Raw genomic sequence first — 17,716 nt, 5'->3', positions numbered from 1 at the left:
TTCACGACAGGTTTGGCGACAGACTTGGCAGCAGGCTTCGGAGGGGGGGTCTTGGTGGCGGGTTTGAGAGTCTTGGCGGGAGCTTTGGCGGCGACCTTGGTCTTGGTGCTGGCGGCCGGCTTGGCGGAGGTCTTGCTCGCTGACGCCGCGGTCTTCGAGGCCGGCTTCTTGGCGGCCGGCGCTGGCTTCTTGGCCGCTGGCTTGGTGGGAGTGGGACGCTTCACCGGGGTCTTGGTCACTGAAGTCTCCTCGCAACGGCGGTTATACCCGCTCTGCAGGGCCCTGGGTCAGCCCGCAGCCCCGTTTTGGGCGCCGCGGATTGTAGCCACGTTGTTTGCCGGGAAAACCGCATGCCGATGACCCTCAGGCCAGGCACTGTTCGAGGCCTTGTTCGAGGATCTCGCGTGGCAGGTCGACCCCGATGAACACCAGCTTGCTGGTCTTTTTCTCGCCCTTGGCCCAGGCAGGCCCGAGGTCGCTGCCCATGAGCTGGTGCACGCCCTGGAAGATGACCTTCTTGTCGGACCCCTTCATATAGAGAACACCCTTGTAGCGCAGCATCTTCGGTCCGTAGACCTGCACGATGGCCCCCAGGAAGTCTTCCAGCTTGGCCGGGTTGAAGGGCTTCTCCGACCGGAAGACGAAGGATTTCACGTCGTCGTCGTGCGCATGGTGGTGCGGGTGGTCGCAGTGCTCTCCATGCTCGTGGTCGTGATCATGGTCGTGGTGATGGTGGTGATCGTGGTCATCGGCCTTGAGGAAGTCGGGGTCGATGTCGAGCTTGGCGTTCAGGTTGAAGCCACGCAGGTCGAACACCTCGGCGATCGGCACCTCGCCGAAATGCACCTTGCGCTGCGGCGCGCGCGGATTCATGTGCTTGATGCGGTGCGTCAGGTCAGCCACCGAAGCTTCGTCCACCAGGTCGGTCTTGCTGATGAAGATCTGGTCGGCAAAGCCGATCTGGCGGCGTGCTTCCTGGCGGGCGTCGAGCTGGTCGTTGCCGTGCTTGGCGTCGACGAGGGTCAGGATGGAGTCGAGCAGGTAGCTCTCCGCAATCTCGTCGTCCATGAAGAAGGTCTGGGCGACGGGGCCGGGGTCGGCCAGGCCGGTGGTCTCGATCACCACCCGGTCGAAGGTCAACTCGCCCTTGCGGCGCTTGGCGGCCAGGTCGGAGAGGGTGGTGCGCAAGTCTTCGCGGATGGTGCAGCAGACGCAGCCGTTGTTCAGCTGGATGATCTGCTCGTTGCTGTCCTGCACCAGGATCTCGTTGTCGATGTTCTCGTCGCCGAACTCGTTTTCCACCACGGCGATCTTCTGGCCGTGCGCCTCGGTGAGCACCCGTTTGAGCAGGGTGGTCTTTCCGGAGCCAAGGAAGCCGGTGAGGATGGTGGCGGGGATGAGACTCATGATGAAACCCGGGTTGGCAAAGACAAGCCGCCCACATGGGGGCGACGGAAAAGGGTTCAAGGTACCAGATGTGTCAAGCATCTGCCTGTGCCGGCCGTGGCTTCAGCTAAGCTCTTGGGGTCCGAACTTCCCCCACACCGGCCTGATGGCTGACCCTCACCCGAGTCGATACCCCAAGGGTGCTGACAAGCACGCCTCCCATGTCGACAAGCGCAGCTTGTTCGAGCGACTGATCGAATTTGTCTCCCCTGGCCCCGACTCGAAAGACGAACTGATCGAAACGCTGGCCGATGCGGAGCATCGCGAGCTGATCGCGCCTGAGTCGCGCATGATGCTCGAAGGCGTGATCCGCATGGCCGACCTCACCGCGGGCGATGCCATGGTCGCGGCCCCGCGCATGGACGTGCTCGACATCGACTCGCCCTACGAGGAGCTGCTCGAGCTGGTCATCGACACCGGCCACTCGCGCTTCCCCGTCTACGAGGGCAAGCGCGAGAACATCATCGGCACGCTGATGGCGAAAGACCTGCTGAAGCTGCAGCGTGCGCCCGAGCTCAACCTGCGCACGCTCTTGCGCCCGGCCGTTTTCGTGCCCGAGTCCAAGGGTCTCAATGAACTGCTGCGCGACTTCCGCGCCAACCGCAACCACCTCGCGATGGTGATCGACGAGTTCGGCAATACCGCCGGCCTCATCACCATCGAAGACGTGCTGGAAGAGATCGTCGGCGAGATCGAGGACGAGTTCGACGACAAGAACAGCGAGACCGGCATCTACACGCTCGCCGACGGTAGCCACCGCGTGGCGGGCGACGCCGAGATCTCGGCCGTCAACGAGGCCTTCGTCGTCAATCTGCCCGAAGACGAGTTCGACACCATCGGCGGCCTGGTGGCGCAGGCGCTCGGCCGGGTGCCGCGGCGGGGTGAGGCGGTGCCGCTTGGCAGCCTCGTCTTCACCGTGATGCTCACCCGCGGCGGTGCGGTGCGCTGGTTCAAGGTCACGCGGGCGCCGGAAGTCGCGGTGGGCACCGATGGTGCGTGACCGCGCTTCCGCCAAGGACCCCTCCAACTCCGGGCGGCGCAGGGCGCCACGCAGCACCGGCTCCGACAGCCTGTTGCTGGGCCTCGACATCTTCCTGGCCCTGCTCCTTGGCGCCGCGCATGCCTTGCCCACGGCCTACCCGGCCGTCTGGTGGCTGCAGCTTCTCTGCGCTGCCGGCCTGGCCTGGCAGGTGAGCCGTGCCAGCCCCGCGCGGGCGGCCCTGGTCGGCTGGGTCTTCGCCACCGCGTGGGGCGTGGCGGGCACCTGGTGGCTCTACGTCAGCATGCACCAGTACGGCGGCTTGCCGGCGTGGATGTCGGCTGCTGCGGTGTTGGCGCTGAATGCCTTTCTCGGGCTGTATCTGGCGGCCACCATGGCGGTGTTTGCACGCCTGCGGCGCCATCGCGCGCTGCTCGACGCGCTGCTTTTCGCGGCCTGCTGGATGCTCGCCGAACTGGCCCGCGGGGTGATCTTCACCGGCTTCCCCTGGGCGGCCTCGGGTTACGCCCACGTCGACAGCCCCGTGGCCAACCTCGCGCCATGGATCGGGGTCTATGGCATCGGTTTCGTTTGTGCCGCACTCGGTGCCGGGCTCGTGCTGGGCATGCGGGTCGCGGGCCGCGGTGGTGCCGGTGCGGTGCTCGGCTTCGGCGTGAGTGCGACGGCGCTGGTGGCGCTGGCGCTGATCAAGCCCGTGCCCTTCACGCGGGCCACCGGCACGCTGTCGGTGACGCTGCTGCAGAGCAACGTGCCGCAGGACCAGAAGTTCGCCGAAACCGCCTTGCCGCAGACCCTCGAGTGGGCGCAGCGCCAGCTGCTGGCCGCCAAGGGCGAACTCGTCGTCGGGCCCGAGACCGTGGTGCCGCTCCTGCCCGAGCAGCTGCCGGCCAACTACTGGAAGCCGCTCGCGCTGCACTTCCAGGGCAGCCAGGCGGCGCTGATCGGTCGGCCGCTCGGCAGCTTCGAGGCGGGTTACACCAACTCGGTCGTCGGGGTCTCGAGCGACACCGTCAAGTGGCCGGGCGGCTGGTACCGCTACGACAAGCACCACCTGGTGCCCTTCGGCGAGTTCATCCCCACGGGCTTCCGGTGGTTCACCCAGATGATGAACATCCCGCTGGGCGACTTCAGCCGCGGGCCGCGGGTGCCACCGTCGTTTGCCTTCAAGGGCGAACGAATCGCGCCCAACATCTGCTACGAGGACCTGTTCGGCGAGGAGCTGGCGGCCCGCTTCCTCGACATGAACGAGGCCCCCACCATCTTCGCCAACATGAGCAACATCGCCTGGTTCGGCGACACGATCGCGGTGAGCCAGCACCAGATCATCTCGCGCATGCGCTCGCTCGAGTTCCAGCGCCCGATGCTGCGCGCCACCAACACCGGCGCCACGGTCGTGATCGACCACCACGGCGTGGTCACCCATTCGCTGCCGCCGTTCACCCAAGGCGTGCTCGACGCCAAGGTCGAAGGCCGCCAGGGCCTCACGCCCTATGCATGGTGGGCGTCGCGCTACGGGTTGTGGCCCTTGCTGGCCGTCGCGCTGATCCTCATGCTGATGACCCTGCCCCTGCGCCGCAAGGACTGAGCGTCGCCGGGCAGGCCGGCCCCTAAAATCGCGCGTTTTCACCGAGTGGCCACGTCGCGGCCCACCACCATGCTGACCTTCCAGCAAATCATCCTGCGCCTGCAAGACTACTGGGACCGCCAGGGCTGTGCCCTGCTGCAGCCCTACGACATGGAAGTCGGCGCCGGCACCAGCCACACCGCCACCTTCCTGCGCGCGCTCGGCCCCGAGCCCTGGAAGGCCGCCTATGTGCAGCCGAGCCGCCGCCCGAAGGACGGCCGCTACGGCCAGAACCCCAACCGCCTGCAGCACTACTACCAGTACCAGGTGGTGCTCAAGCCAGCGCCCGACAACATCCTCGACCTCTACCTCGGCTCGCTCGAAGCCCTCGGCTTCGACCTGAAGAGCAACGACGTGCGCTTTGTCGAGGACGACTGGGAGAACCCCACGCTCGGTTGCTGGGGCCTGGGCTGGGAGGTGTGGTTGAACGGCATGGAAGTCACGCAGTTCACCTACTTCCAGCAGGTGGGCGGCATCGAGTGCAAGCCCATCACCGGCGAGATCACCTACGGCCTGGAGCGCCTCGCCATGTACCTGCAAGGGGTCGACAACGTCTACAACCTGAAGTGGACCGACACGCTGAGCTACGGCGATGTGTACCTGCAGAACGAGATCGAGCAGAGCACCTACAACTTCGAGCACTCGGACGTCGACTTCCTGCTGCAGGCTTTTGCGTCGCACGAGAAGCAGGCCAAGTACCTGATGGAACAGCAGCTCGCATTGCCCGCCTACGAGCAGGTGCTCAAGGCCGGCCACACCTTCAACCTGCTGGATGCGCGTGGCGCGATCAGCGTGACCGAGCGAGCCGCCTACATCGGCCGCATCCGCAACATCTCGCGCAGCGTGGCGCAGAGTTACCTCGACAGCCGCGCCCGCCTCGGCTTCCCGATGGCACCGAAAGCTTGGGCCGATGAGGTCATCGCCAGGCTCAAGAAAGACGACGAGAAGAAGGCTGCCTGATGAGCACCAAGAACCTGCTGGTCGAACTCTTCGTCGAAGAGCTGCCGCCGAAAGACCTGAAGAAGTTCGGTGCCTCGTTCTCGTCGGTGCTCGCCGAGAGCTTGAAGGCCCATGGCCTCGCCTCCGAACATTCCGCGATCACCGCGTATGCCTCACCGCGCCGGCTCGCCGTGCACATCAGCGCCGTGCGTGCGCAGGCCGACGACAAGGCGGTGTCGTTGAAGCTCGTGCCCGTCAGCGTCGGCCTCACGCCCGATGGCCAGCCGACACCGGCGCTCATCAAGAAGCTTGCGAGCGTTGGCGCCGATGCATCCGTCGTGCCGCAGCTGCGCCGTCAGATGGACGGCAAGGCCGAAGCGCTCTTCTTCGACAGCACCACCAAGGGCACGACGCTCGCCGCAGGCCTGCAGGAAGCGCTCGACAAGACGCTCGCGCAGCTGCCCATCCGCAAGGTCATGCAGTACCAGCTGGCCGACGGCTGGAGCAGTGTCAACTTCGTGCGCCCGGCGCATGGCCTCGTGGCCCTGCACGGTGCCGACGTGGTGCCCGTCTCGGTGCTTGGCCTCACGGCCGGCCGCGACACCCACGGCCACCGCTTTGAAGCAAGCGTCGACCCCGTCGTCCTCCGCGATGCCGACCACTACGCGCAGCAGCTCGAAGAGCAGGGCGCGGTGATCGCCAGCTTCGAGCAGCGCCACGGCGAGATCGTGCGCCAGCTGCAGCACGAAGCCGGCAAGCTGGGCCTGACCCCCATCGACGACCCGGCGCTGCTCGACGAAGTGACCGCGCTGGTCGAGCGCCCCAACGTGCTGCTGTGCGAGTTCGAGAAAGAGTTTCTCGACGTGCCGCAGGAGTGCCTCATCCTCACGATGAAGGCCAACCAGAAGTACTTCCCGCTGCTCGACGCGCACGGCAAGCTGACGAACAAGTTCCTCATCGTCAGCAACATCCGCCCCGAAGACCCGAGCCGCGTGATCGGCGGCAACGAGCGTGTGGTGCGCCCGCGCCTGGCCGATGCCAAGTTCTTCTTCGACCAGGACCGCAAGAAGACGCTCGCCTTGCGCGTGCCCGGCCTTGCGAAGGTCGTCTATCACGGCAAGCTCGGCACCCAGGGCGAGCGCGCCGAACGTGTGCAGGCCATCGGCCACGCCATCGTCAACCTGCTGCGCCTGAGCACGGTGCCCTACACGGTCGACGACAAGGACCACTTCGACGTGCTCGACAGCAAGGTGCGCGAAGCCGCGCAGCTGGCCAAGGCTGATCTCTTGACCGACATGGTCGGCGAATTCCCTGAGCTGCAAGGCGTGATGGGCGGCTACTACGCCCGCCACGAAGGCCTGCGCGATGGCGTGGCCATCGCGATCGAAGACCACTACAAGCCGCGCTTCGCGGGTGATGCGCTGCCGCGAAACCACACCGGCACCGTGCTTGCACTGGCCGACAAGCTCGAGACGCTGGTCGGCCTCTTCGGCATCGGCCAGCTGCCCACCGGCGACAAGGACCCGTTCGCCCTGCGCCGCCATGCGCTGGGCGTGGTGCGCATCCTGACCGAGAAGGCGCTGCCGTTGTCCGTCGCCGAGCTGGTGAAGGCCGCAGTGCCGGCCTTCGGCACGCTGATCGACGACCCGACCGAGGCGCTCTCCACCTTCATCTACGAGCGCCTGGCCGGCACGCTGCGCGAGCAGGGCTACAGCGCGCACGAGGTCGAGGCGGTGCTGGCGCTGCGCCCGGCGCCGAGCGAGGTGCCCAAGCGCCTCGCGGCCGTGCGTGCGTTCGCGTCGCTGCCCGAGTCGGCATCGCTGGCCGCCGCCAACAAGCGGGTGGGCAACATCCTGAAGAAGGCCGAAGGTACGGTCGAGGCGAAGGTCGACACCGCCTTGCTCAAGGAGCCTGCCGAGGCCGCGCTCTACGAAGCGCTGCAGCAGGTGAAGCCGAAGGCCGATGCCGCCTTCGACGCCGGTGACCACACGGCCTCGCTGCAGGCGCTGGCCGCGCTCAAGGCGCCGGTGGATGCCTTCTTCGACAAGGTGATGGTCAACGCCGAAGATGCCGCGCTGCGCGCCAATCGCCTCGGGCTGCTGGCCACGCTGCATGCGGCGATGAACCGCGTCGCCGATCTGTCGAAACTCGCCGCCTGATCGGGTCACGATGAACCTCGTCATCCTCGACCGCGACGGCACCATCAACGAAGACCGCGACGACTTCGTCAAGTCGGCGGAGGAATGGGTGCCGCTGCCGGGGGCGCTCGAAGCGATCGCCCGGCTCAACCAGGCCGGCTTTCAGACCGTGATCGCCACCAACCAGTCCGGCCTCGGCCGTGGCCTTTTCGACATGGCGGCGCTCAACGCCATGCACGCCAAGATGAATGCAGCCCTTGCGCGGGTTGGCGGCCGGGTGGGTGCCGTCTTCTTCTGCCCGCACGCCCCCGAAGACCAGTGCGGCTGCCGCAAGCCGCTGCCGGGCCTGTATGAACAGATCGGCGAGCGTTATGGCATCGACCTGCGCAAGGTGCCGGTCGTCGGCGATTCCGTGCGCGACCTCGAAGCCGCCGTCGCCGCGGGTTGCCCGCCGCACCTGGTGCGCACCGGCAAAGGAGCCGCGCTCAGCGACGCACAGATCGCCCAGATGGAGCAGCACATCCCCGACCTCCAGGTGCATGCCGACCTTGCCGCCTTCGCCGAACACATGATCCAGCGCGAGCGCACCGCCCGCAGCGGCAAGAGCGATTCCGGCTTCGGGAGGCTGGACTGATGCGCACCGCCTGGTATGCCCTGCGATCCTTTCTCTTCGTGCTGTGGATGTCGGTGACGGTGATCCCGTGGGCCATCGCGGTCATCATCTATTCGGCCTTCGTGCGTGGCGACAAGATGTACTGGGCCTGCGCCGGCTGGCTGATGCAGTCGATGTGGATGTGCCGCCTCATCTGCGGCGTGAAGCCGCGTGTGAGCGGCATGGAGCACCTGCCCGACAGCGGCGTGATCCTGCTGTCCAAGCACCAGTCGACCTGGGAGACCTTCTTCTACCCGACGGTGATGGCGCACCCGCTCGCCTATGTCTTCAAGCGTGAGCTGCTCTACATCCCTTTCTTCGGCTGGGCGATGGCGCGCATGGACATGATCCACATCGACCGCAGCAAGCGCAACGAGGCCTGGAACAAGGTGGCCGAGCAGGGCAAGCGCCTGATGGACGAAGGCCACTGGGTCATCATGTTCCCGGAAGGCACGCGTTCGCCGCGTGGGCAGAAGGGCACCTACAAGGCGGGCGGCACGCGGCTGGCCGTGGCCACCGGCCGGCCGGTGGTGCCGATCGCGGTGAGCTCGGCCAAGTGCTGGCCGCGCAAGTCCTTCCTGCTGCGGCCGGGCGTGGTCGACGTCTCCATCGGCAAGCCGATCCCCTCGGTGGGCCGTGAGCCCGACGAGCTGATGCGCGAGGTCGAAACCTGGATCGAGACCGAGATGCGGCGGATTGATCCCGAGGCGTACCGCGGCGACACCGCCAAAACCTAGAATCGCGGCTCATGACTCGCGGCACGCCGGCTCCATCGACCTCTCAGCTTTCGCTGTTCGATGAGCCGACGCCGGCGCCAGCCCCCGCGCCGGCGGCCCCGCCTGTCATCGCCGCAGCTCCGCCACCCGCGCCCGCAGCACCCGCCGTGCCCCTTGCCGACGTGCTGGCCCCCGCCGTCTTCCGCCATCCCAACGCCCAGCGCGAGATCCGGCTGCGCGAGCACACCGTGGCCTATGCGCTGCGCCGTGCGCGCCGCAAGAGCATCGGTTTCGTCGTCGGCATGGAAGGCCTGAGCGTGGCCGCGCCCAAGTGGGTGGGCATCGGCGAGATCGAATCGGCGCTGCGCGAGAAGGGCGACTGGATCCTGCGCAAGCTGGCCGAGCAGCAGGAGCGTGCCCAGCGCCTGCAGGCCGCCAAGGTCGACTGGCGTGATGGCACCGGCATCCCCTTCCTCGGCGAGACGGTGATCATCGTGCTCGACGTGCGCGCCGGCCTCACCCGTGGCGGTGCCGTGCTCAACACCGACGCCGACGCCTTGCCCGGCGTGCCGCGCCTCACGCTGCACGTGGGCCTGCCACACACCGCCACGCCCGAGCAGATCCGCGACGTGGTGCAAAGCTGGCTGCAGCGCCAGGCGCGGCGGGTGTTCGAGGAGCGCCTCTCGCATTTCGCGCAGCAGCTCGGCGTGCGCTACACGCGGCTCTCGCTCTCGTCGGCGCAAACGCGCTGGGGCAGCGCCGGCGCCGATGGCTCGATCCGCCTGAACTGGCGCCTGATCCATTTCGCCATGCCGCAGATCGACTACGTGGTCGCGCACGAGCTGGCCCACCTGCGCGAGATGAACCACAGCGCCCGCTTCTGGGACGTGGTGCGCTCGGTGATGCCCGACTTCGAGCAGGTGCGCAGCACCCTGAAGGACGACGTGCTGCCGGTGTTCGACTAGGTGCGGGCGCGCCCGCCGGCCTGCACCATCGAGCCGATCCACCGCCGGAACACCTCGACGGCCTTCTTCCCGTCGGCGGCCTTGCGCGTGCAGAAGAAGTAGCCACGGCCAGTCGACACGCTCAGCTCGAAGGGCAGCACAAGTTCGCCCGAGGCCAGCTCGTGCTCGATCAGGCAGGGCTGCAGCACGGCCACCCCCATGCCCGACGTGGCGGCCACGATCAGGTTGTTCGCGAGATCGAAACCGTCGCCGAGCCTGAGCCTCGTGGTGTCGACCTTGGCGGTGCTCAGCCACAAGCGCCAGTTGTCGGGAAAGTTGGTGTGATGCAGCAGGGCCTCGTTCAGCAGGTCGCCCGGGCGCTTGAGGCGCGCGGCGATGGCGGGGGTGCACACCGGCGTGATCTCGCGGCCGATCAGGTAGCGCGCCGAAATGCCGCGCGGCCAGCGGGTGGTGGGCCGCTTGAGGTAGATCCACACGTCGACGTCGTCGCGCAGGAAGTCCTCGTTGTGGTGGAACTGGCGCAGCTCCACGCGAATGCCGGGGTGGGCCGCCTGGAATGCGCCGAGCCGGGGCATGAGCCAGCGTGTGCCGAGCGTGGGCACCACGCTCAGGCGCAAGGTGCTGCGCTGCGTGGGCGACTCGGCAAACTCGCCGAAGGCGCGCTCGAGCTCGAGGAGGCTCGGCTCGATGCGCGCCTGCAGGGCCCGGGCGGCGGCGTTCGGCGTCACCCCTTGGGCGCTGCGTTCGAACAGCGTGCACCCGACCCGCCGTTCGAGGCGCCCGACCGCGCGGCTCACCGCGGCCTGTGTCACGCAGAGCTGTTCGGCCGCCTGGCGCATGGTGCCGGTGGTGCACACGCTGAGAAACGCATGCAGTTCGACGAGGGAGGCGGCCCGGATCTTCATCGTGATGACATTGTGACAACACGGTGGACGATTTTGTTGCTTCCCAGTGTTTGGCGCGGCCCCTACGCTGACTCCCGTCGCCTGTCACAACACTCGAAGAGGTCGTCATGAATGTGGGAATCCATCGTCGCCATTTGCTGGGCGCCACCGCGGGCCTGCTGGGTTGCAGCACGCTTCCCGCCTGGGCCCAGGCCGGGCGCTACCCCAGCCGCCCGATCACCTTCGTGGTGCCGTTCGCGCCCGGCGGCGCGGTCGACATCTCGGGCCGCGCGATGGCCGATCGCCTGACCAAGGTCCTCGGGCAGCCGATCGTCGTCGAGAACCGCGCCGGCGCGGCCGGTGCCATCGGCACCACCTACGTGGCCAAAGCGCCGCCGGACGGCTACACGCTGGTCGTCACGTCGCAGTCGACGCACGTGGTCAACCCGGCCGTGTCGCCGAACCTGAGCTACCACGCCGAAAGCGACTTCGCGCCGATCACCCTGATCGATCGGCTGGCCAATGTGCTGCTGGTGAACGCGTCCTTGCCGGTGAAGACCTTCGACGAGTTCGTCGCCTTTGCGCGTGCCCATCCGAACAAGTGGAACTATGCGAGCTCGGGCCCCGGCTCGGTGGCCCACATCAGCATGGAGCTGATCAAGGCCCGGCTGGGCCTGGCGGTCGAGCACGTGCCGTACAAGGGCGCCGGCCCGGCGCTGACGGACCTGCTGTCGGGCACGGTGCAGATGACCTGGAACAATCTGACCTCCAACCTGACGAACATCGTCAACGGGAAGTTGCGTGCACTGGCCGTGGCGGCACCGCAGCGCATACCGCAGCTGCCCTCGGTGCCCACCTTCGACGAGCTCAAGCTCCCCGAGCTGAACCTCACCTCGTGGACCGGCCTGGCAGCGCCCGCCGGCACACCGCCCGCGATCGTGTCGCGGCTGTACGAAGCCATGCGCACCGTGCTCACCGACCCGGCGACGAAAACCGCGTGGGAGGCCCGCGGCGCCATCCTGCCCCAGGCCATCACCCCGGCCCAGTACAAGCAAGAGATCTCCGAGCGCATCGAGTTCTTCCGGAGCACGATCAAGAAGCACAAGATCGTGCTGGAGTGAGGCGCTTGCCATGACGCCTGTCATCCTATCGGGCCCACCGGCCGGCACGCCGCACATGCCCCTGGTCTGCGACTCGCCCCACAGCGGCACGCACTACCCCGACGATTTCGGCCATGCGGTGGAACTCGCCGCGCTGCGCCGCAGCGAAGACACCCACGTCGAGGCGCTGTGGTCCGGCGTGCCGCGGGTGGGTGGCAGCCTCATCGCCGCCACGTTCCCGCGCAGCTACATCGACCCGAACCGCCTCGAGTCCGACGTCGACGTGGCCATGCTCGACGGCCCCTGGCCGCATGGGGCGAACCCGTCGTCGCGCTGCATCGAGCAAGGCAACGGCCTGGTCTGGCGGCTCACGCCCGAGTTCCTGCCCATCTACGCCCGCCGGCTCAGCGTGGGCGAGGTGGAGCGCCGCATCCATCACTACTGGAGGCCCTACCGCCAGGTGGTCGACGACCAGCTTCGCCGCGTGGCGGATCGCTTCGGCGGGTGGTGGCACCTGAACCTGCACTCCATGCCGAGCAACGCCTACGAACGGCTGGGGCTCAAGGCGCGTCGCGTGGCCGACGTCGTGCTCGGCGACCTCGACGGCAGCACCTGCGCGCCGGAGTTCCTCGACGTGGTGGCCTCGGCCTTCAAATTGCGCGGCTACGTGGTCTCGGTGAACGATCCGTACAAGGGGCAGGACCTGATCCGCAGCTCGGGCCAGCCCGCGAACAACCGCCACAGCCTGCAGATCGAGCTCAACCGCGCCTTGTACATGGACGAGAAGACGCGCGAGCGCAACGTCCACTTCGACACCCTGAAGCGCGACATCGACCACGTGCTGCGCGATGTGGCCGCCTTCGTCCAGGCCTGTCTCGTGCACTGAGGAGCCGCCATGGCCGCCCATCGGACCCTGCGGATCGTGCTCACCGCGGCCCTGGCCTTCGGAGGCCTGCGGCCCGCCACGGCGGACGACGGCGCGAGCCCCGGCGTGCACGTGGGCCGCATCGTGCTCGGCCAGTCGGCCAAGCTGAGCGGCAGCGGCGGCACGCAGGCCGGCGTGCAGTACCGCGACGGGCTGCTCCTGGCCTTCAACGCCGCCAACGCGGCCGGCGGCGTGCACGGTCGGCGCATCGAGCTGATCTCGCTGGACGACGGCAACAAGGCCGACACCGCCGCCGCCAACACCCGTTCGCTGATCGACCAGCACCGCGTCTTCGCGCTGGTGGGCCACACCTTCACCGCACCGGTCAAGGCGGCCTTGCCGCTGGTGCGCGAGCGAAGCATTCCCTTCATCGCGCCGTACACCGGTTTTCCGGAGCTGTACGACGGCTCGCACCGCAATGTGTTCATGTTCCGCGCGAGCTTCGAGGACGAGCTCGCCCTGCTCGCCCGGCACATCGACACGGTGGCCTTCCAGCGGGTGGGGCTGATTCACTACGGCACGCCGGTGGGAGAAGAACTCAGGAGAGACGTCGGCCACCAGCTGAAGCGGTTCGGGCGCGACCTGGTCGCGTCTGCCAGCATGCCGATCAACCCCCGGGATCCCCGACAGGCCGCGCAAGGGCCGGCAATGGCACTGGCCCGCAACTGCCCCAACGTGATGATCCTGGGTGTCTCCGGAAAGGACGCGGCCGCCTTCGTGAGCGCGATGAAAGCGCACGGCTGCCCGTCGATCCAGTACCTCGCCCGAGGACTGGTCGACATCGCCGTGCTCACACGCGAGCTGGGCGCGGACGCCCGCGGCATCATGGTGTCGCAACCGGTGCCCAATCCCTTCCGTGCGAGCGCACACCCGCTGGTCCAGGAGTACGAGCTGCGCCTGCGCCAGCGCAATGGCGCGTCCACCGCGCCCGACTTCGTGGAGTTCGAAGGTTTCATCGTCGGCAAGTTCGTGGTGCAGGCCTTGCGCCGCGCGGGCCACAAGCTCGACCGCAGGGCCTTCGTGCAGGCGCTGGAAGCCGAGCGGCTGGAGGGCCCCGGCCACTACCGCCTGCAGTTCGGGCCCGGCAGGCGCGTGGGCACCCAGTACGTCAACTTCGTGATGATCTCCGAGCAGGGGCGCATCGTCGATTGATCGCCATGGGCCGCACGCAACTTGTTCGAAACGGCGCAGTCGGCCCCGAGCATCGTGCGCATCCTGCTGGCTGAAGACGAACGGCCGCTCGCCGATTGGCTGCTCAAGGCGCTGCAGCCTGCGGGCTTCAAGCTCGACTGGTTCAACGACGGTGCCATGGTCCTGCGCGAACTGCTCGGCCGCCACGACTACGACGCGCTGGTGCTCGATCTCGGTTTGCCGGGGTGCTCGGGTCGCGAGGTGCTGGCGCAGTTGCGCCGGCACGACCGCCGCCTGCCCGTGCTGGTGCTGACGGCGCGCAATTCCTTGTCCGAGCGCATCGCGGTGCTCAACGAGGGCGCCGATGACTTCATGTCGAAACCGTTTGCGCTGCCCGAGCTGGAGGCGCGGCTGATCGCGCTCATCCGGCGCTCCCGCGGGGTGGCGCATCCTCGCTTCGCTTGCGGGCCGCTGGGCTTCGACGGTGTGAGCCGCCAGTTCCGGCTCAACTCCGAGCCGCTCGCGCTGTCGCGCCGCGAGCACACGCTGCTGATGACCCTGCTGCAGCGCAGCGGCGAGCCGCTCACCCGCCAGCAGATCATCGACCGTGTCTTTGCCGACGATGATGACGTGCAGCCGGGTGCGGTCGACGTGATCGTGCACCGCTTGCGCAAGCGCCTGGCCCATGCCGGCGTGCGCGTCTCCACCTACCGCGGGCTGGGTTTCGTGCTCGAAGAGGAGGGCGCGGCGGAGACCGAAAAAGAGGGGCGTCCATGACCCCCCATGGACGCCCCGAGGACCCGCTCTCACCCGGGTTTCAGAACGCGTGCCGCAGCCCGGCTTCGACGCCGGTCGAATCGCGGCCGCCGGCAAGTCCGGCCGGCCCGCCGGAGACGGCGAAGCTGGCCGCGCCCTTGTTGCTGATGCGGCTGGCCGTGGTGTAGAGCGCCGTGCGCTTGGACAGCGCGTGAACGTAGCCCAGGCCGATCTGCGAGGCGTCGTTCGCGTCGATGCTGGTGGCCCCGACGCGGCCTTGCAGGTTCACGCGGTTGAACGACGCCTTCACCTCACCGGGCCCGATCGGCACCGTCGCGCCCACGAGCAGGTGGGTCTGCTTCGCGTTGCCGTACTTGAACTGCCGCGTGGCCAGGGTCAGCCGCATGAAGGACAGTGACAGATGCCCACCGGCCACGGTGTCGGTGTGCGAGCCCAGCACGGTGAGGTCGTTCTCGACCCGGTCGTGCGCCACCGTGACGCCGAAGCGTGGATGCGTGAACCCGAGCCGCCCGCCCACCAGCTTGTGCTGGCCGTTGGCCGCCGTACCGCCTTCGCCGGCCGCCACCATCAAGGCGCCCTCCACACCGCCCAGGCCCGAGGGCAGCAGGTACTGGATGGCGTTGCTCGAACGCACCGTCGTGTTGCCCCCCGCGCCGTACGCCGACCGGATCGGCCCGACCGGCGTGGCCGAGACGAAGGTGCCGGAGCTTGCGACGCCGACGTAGCCGAAGGGGTCGTGGCGGGCCCAGCTCACGTAGGCCGGCACGAAGTCGCGGCCGATGCGGATCTCGCCCAGGGCCGTGGCGAGCAGGCTCACGGTGGCACGGCGGTCCCAGAACTGCGTGGCCGAGGTGGCTGCGCCGGTGTCGACCAGGATGCCGTGTTCGAGGTGGAAGCCGGCGCTCCAGCCGCCGCCGAGGTCTTCGACGCCGCGAAAGCCCAGCCGGCTGGTCGAGTTGGCGCCCGAGGCCAGGCTCTTGAGCGAGCCGACGTTCTCGTTCTTCACGTAGCGCGCGCTGGTGTCGGCGACGCCAAACACCGTCACGCCGGATTGCGCCGATGCCGGCACGGCGCCAAAGGCACCTGCGACCGCACACGCGGCAAGGGCCAGTTTCTTTTCACTTCGATTCACGCTGCCTCCAGGCTGTTGAGCATGGAAGCCATCGTGCGAGAGCGGATCTTTCAGATCCCTTTCAAATGAAGGGGCTCAACCCTGATCGCGGGTACCGCCGTGTGCGCCTGGCGGCCACCGACGTGCCGTGGGTAGCCGACGCGGCGCCCGGCCATCGTCGGCCGGGCAGAATGCCGCGGGCCATGCACCGCTATTCATTCCGCCAGCTGCTGCTGGTCGCTTTCCTGCTGATCGCCGCGCTGCTGAGCGCGGCCTCCCTGCGTGGTCTCTTCACGCTCGAGAAGCTGCTGCGCCAGAGCGCCGAAGGCGCGCGCCGCGCGGTCGCGCACACTGCCGATGCGCAGCTGCTCGCCGAGCGCACGGTGGCGATGGAGCGCTCGGCCCGCCAGTACCTCGTGCTCGAAGACCCGGTGCTGCGCCAGCGTTTCGAAGAATCGGGCCGCGATGCACGTGATGCCTTGAAGCGCCTGGCCGACAACCTCGTCTCGGCCAACCTCGCCGCCGAGTGGCGTTCGCATGAGTCGGGCATCGAGTCGCAGCTCAAGGGCACACAGGCCGACCTGCGTGACCGCGAGGCCTCGATCACCAACGCCTTCCGCGAGCTCGAGGCCATCAACGACACCATCGCCAACCAAGTGCGCACGACGACCGAGCAGCGCAACCAGGTGCTGATGGACGAGCTGGAGGCCGGCCGGGCCGAGCTGGGCCGGCAGATGCTGATCGCGATCGTCGTCGCGGTCGTGCTGGCCTTCGTCTTCGGCCTCTGGCTCGCACGGCCGCTCAAGCGGCTGGAGCAGGCGGTGGTCGGCCTGGGCGAGAACCGGCTCGACCAGGCCATCGACATCCGCGGCCCGTCCGACGTGCGCCTGCTTGGCCGCCGCCTCGAATGGCTGCGCCTGCGCCTGGCCGAGCTCGATTCCGACAAGTCGCGCTTCCTGCGCCATGTGTCGCATGAGCTGAAGACGCCGCTGGCCGCGTTGCGCGAAGGGGTGTCGCTGCTCGAGGAGGGCGTGACCGGCTCGCTGAGCGACGACCAGAAGGAGGTCGCGCGCATCCTGCGCCAGAACACGGTGCTCCTGCAAAGCCAGATCGAAGACCTGCTGCGCTTCAACGCCGCCGCCTTCGAGGCACGCAAGCTCGTGCGCCAGAAGGTCGAGCTGGTCGACCTGATCCGCGACCTGGTGGCACGCCAGCGCCTGCAGTGGCAGGCCCGCCAGTTGGCGGTGAAGGTGGAGGGCGGGCCGCTGTGGGCCGAGGTCGACCCCGACAAGCTGGGAACCGCCCTCGGCAACCTGCTCTCCAACGCCATCAGGTTCAGCCCCCCGGGCGCTACCATCCGCCTCTCCGTGACCCGGGTGCCGGGCCGCGCCTGCATCGACATCGTGGACCAGGGCCCCGGCGTCGCCGCGGCCGACCGGGCCCGCGTGTTCGAGCCCTTCTACCGCGGCGAGCGGCAGCCGAGCGATGCGGTGCGGGGCACCGGCATCGGCTTGTCGATCGTGCACGAGTACATCACCGCTCACGGCGGTGTGGTCGAACTGCAGGACGACGCACCCGGGGCCCACTTTCATATCGAATTGCCGCATGCGCGTTAAATCAGTCCTGGGGTTGTCGTCGAGCGTGGTGGGGGTGCTGCTGTTGCAGGCCTGCATGACACCGCCACCCAAGCCCGCGCCCGCCCCGGTGACCAAGGTGGCGCCCGCACCTGTGGAGGCGCCCGCGCCGCCCAAGGTGGTCGTGCCCCCGCCGCCACCACCACCCGAGCCGCACGACGTGGCCGCCCGCCGCCTGCTGGCCTACCACGAGCAGATCCGCCAGCTCTCGCCGCAGGACCTGACCAACGAGATCAACCGCCTGAACGCGGCCGTGTCGGCCACGCCCACCGCCGCACCGCCCGACGCGGTGCTGGAGCTGGCGCTGGCGCTGGCCCAGCAGCACAACGGCGGCGACGTGGCGCGCGCCGTGGCGCTGCTGGAGCCGATCGCCAGGTCGAGCGCGCCGGAGCTCGCGCCGTGGCAGCCGCTTGCGCGCCTGCTGCTCGGCCGGGTGCTCGAGCAGCGCCGCCTCGAAGAGCTGGTGAACCGCGAAGCCGCGCGCAACCGCGACCAGCAGCGCACGCTTCAGCAGCTCAACGAAAAACTCGAGGCGCTGAAGGCCATCGAGCGCAGCATGTCCAGCCGGCCGACCGGCGGGGCGCCGACGCCGGGCCCCACGCCGCCCCCTGCCTCGACGCCGCCGGCCACGCCCGCACCCGCGGCCCCCAAGGCCCCCTGAGCACTCAAGGGCG

The 17,716-nt window shown here is 68.3% G+C and carries 16 protein-coding genes; 13 read left to right on the top strand and 3 right to left on the bottom strand.

What is annotated here, in order from left to right:
• Nucleotides 1-363: 363 nt before the first annotated feature.
• Nucleotides 364-1,407 carry a GTP-binding protein gene (locus JI745_RS11730; protein ID WP_201806403.1) on the bottom strand — a complete coding sequence of 348 codons (1,044 nt, stop codon included), beginning with the start codon at nt 1,405-1,407 and terminating at the stop codon, nt 364-366.
• A 145-nt stretch (nt 1,408-1,552) separates the two neighbouring features.
• Here JI745_RS11730 and JI745_RS11725 point away from each other — a divergent pair, with 145 nt between their 5' ends.
• The 7 genes from JI745_RS11725 to JI745_RS11695 all read left to right on the top strand — a co-directional run bounded on the left by JI745_RS11725 (nt 1,553) and on the right by JI745_RS11695 (nt 9,480).
• A complete protein-coding gene (locus tag JI745_RS11725) occupies nt 1,553-2,446 on the top strand; it encodes an HlyC/CorC family transporter (protein ID WP_201806402.1) in 894 nt (297 codons plus the stop codon).
• The gene (gene lnt, locus JI745_RS11720) at nt 2,436-4,031 is read left to right on the top strand and encodes an apolipoprotein N-acyltransferase (protein WP_201806399.1); all 1,596 of its coding nucleotides are present in this window, start codon (nt 2,436-2,438) and stop codon (nt 4,029-4,031) included. The genes JI745_RS11725 and lnt overlap by 11 nt, the downstream gene beginning before the upstream one ends.
• 69 nt (nt 4,032-4,100) lie before the next feature.
• Nucleotides 4,101-5,030 (top strand): glycine--tRNA ligase subunit alpha, encoded by a 930-nt coding sequence (gene glyQ / locus JI745_RS11715; protein WP_201806397.1) that lies wholly within the window; start codon nt 4,101-4,103, stop codon nt 5,028-5,030.
• Nucleotides 5,030-7,168, top strand: a complete 2,139-nt coding sequence (glyS, locus tag JI745_RS11710) for a glycine--tRNA ligase subunit beta (RefSeq protein ID WP_201806395.1) — start codon at nt 5,030-5,032, stop codon at nt 7,166-7,168. The genes glyQ and glyS overlap by 1 nt, the downstream gene beginning before the upstream one ends.
• Nucleotides 7,169-7,178: 10 nt before the next feature.
• Nucleotides 7,179-7,781: a D-glycero-beta-D-manno-heptose 1,7-bisphosphate 7-phosphatase gene (gene gmhB, locus JI745_RS11705; RefSeq protein WP_201806393.1), complete on the top strand. Its 603-nt coding sequence runs from the start codon at nt 7,179-7,181 to the stop codon at nt 7,779-7,781.
• Nucleotides 7,781-8,536, top strand: coding sequence for a 1-acyl-sn-glycerol-3-phosphate acyltransferase (locus tag JI745_RS11700; RefSeq protein ID WP_201806391.1), 756 nt, complete (start codon nt 7,781-7,783; stop codon nt 8,534-8,536). Before gmhB ends, JI745_RS11700 begins: the two co-directional genes overlap by 1 nt.
• A gap of 11 nt (nt 8,537-8,547) precedes the next feature.
• Complete coding sequence (locus tag JI745_RS11695) at nt 8,548-9,480, top strand: M48 family metallopeptidase (protein WP_201806389.1); 933 nt, start codon at nt 8,548-8,550, stop codon at nt 9,478-9,480.
• Here JI745_RS11695 and JI745_RS11690 read toward each other — a convergent pair.
• Nucleotides 9,477-10,385, bottom strand: coding sequence for a LysR substrate-binding domain-containing protein (locus tag JI745_RS11690; RefSeq protein ID WP_201806387.1), 909 nt, complete (start codon nt 10,383-10,385; stop codon nt 9,477-9,479). The genes JI745_RS11695 and JI745_RS11690 overlap by 4 nt on opposite strands.
• Before the next feature lie 113 nt (nt 10,386-10,498).
• Here JI745_RS11690 and JI745_RS11685 point away from each other — a divergent pair, with 113 nt between their 5' ends.
• Genes JI745_RS11685 through JI745_RS11670 form a run of 4 tightly spaced genes read left to right on the top strand, consistent with a single transcriptional unit; the run spans nt 10,499 to nt 14,297 of the window.
• Nucleotides 10,499-11,485, top strand: a complete 987-nt coding sequence (locus tag JI745_RS11685) for a Bug family tripartite tricarboxylate transporter substrate binding protein (RefSeq protein WP_404932847.1) — start codon at nt 10,499-10,501, stop codon at nt 11,483-11,485.
• 10 nt (nt 11,486-11,495) lie between these two features.
• Complete coding sequence (locus JI745_RS11680) at nt 11,496-12,350, top strand: N-formylglutamate amidohydrolase (RefSeq protein WP_201806383.1); 855 nt, start codon at nt 11,496-11,498, stop codon at nt 12,348-12,350.
• A 9-nt stretch (nt 12,351-12,359) separates the two neighbouring features.
• A complete protein-coding gene (locus JI745_RS11675) occupies nt 12,360-13,541 on the top strand; it encodes an ABC transporter substrate-binding protein (protein WP_201806381.1) in 1,182 nt (393 codons plus the stop codon).
• 54 nt (nt 13,542-13,595) lie between these two features.
• Nucleotides 13,596-14,297: a response regulator gene (locus JI745_RS11670; protein WP_201812504.1), complete on the top strand. Its 702-nt coding sequence runs from the start codon at nt 13,596-13,598 to the stop codon at nt 14,295-14,297.
• 40 nt (nt 14,298-14,337) lie between these two features.
• Here JI745_RS11670 and JI745_RS11665 read toward each other — a convergent pair whose 3' ends face one another.
• Nucleotides 14,338-15,429 carry a porin gene (locus JI745_RS11665; protein ID WP_201806379.1) on the bottom strand — a complete coding sequence of 364 codons (1,092 nt, stop codon included), beginning with the start codon at nt 15,427-15,429 and terminating at the stop codon, nt 14,338-14,340.
• A 182-nt stretch (nt 15,430-15,611) separates the two neighbouring features.
• On the opposite strand from JI745_RS11665, the gene JI745_RS11660 reads away from it, so the two are divergent.
• A complete protein-coding gene (locus JI745_RS11660; RefSeq protein WP_236674970.1) occupies nt 15,612-17,024 on the top strand; it encodes a sensor histidine kinase KdpD in 1,413 nt (470 codons plus the stop codon).
• The gene (locus JI745_RS11655; protein ID WP_201806377.1) at nt 17,014-17,703 is read left to right on the top strand and encodes a hypothetical protein; all 690 of its coding nucleotides are present in this window, start codon (nt 17,014-17,016) and stop codon (nt 17,701-17,703) included. The genes JI745_RS11660 and JI745_RS11655 overlap by 11 nt, the downstream gene beginning before the upstream one ends.
• Nucleotides 17,704-17,716 lie beyond the last annotated feature (13 nt).

This window comes from Piscinibacter sp. HJYY11 (genome assembly GCF_016735515.1).
Lineage (GTDB): Bacteria > Pseudomonadota > Gammaproteobacteria > Burkholderiales > Burkholderiaceae_C > Rhizobacter.
This window is presented reverse-complemented; position numbering and strand designations above follow the sequence as displayed.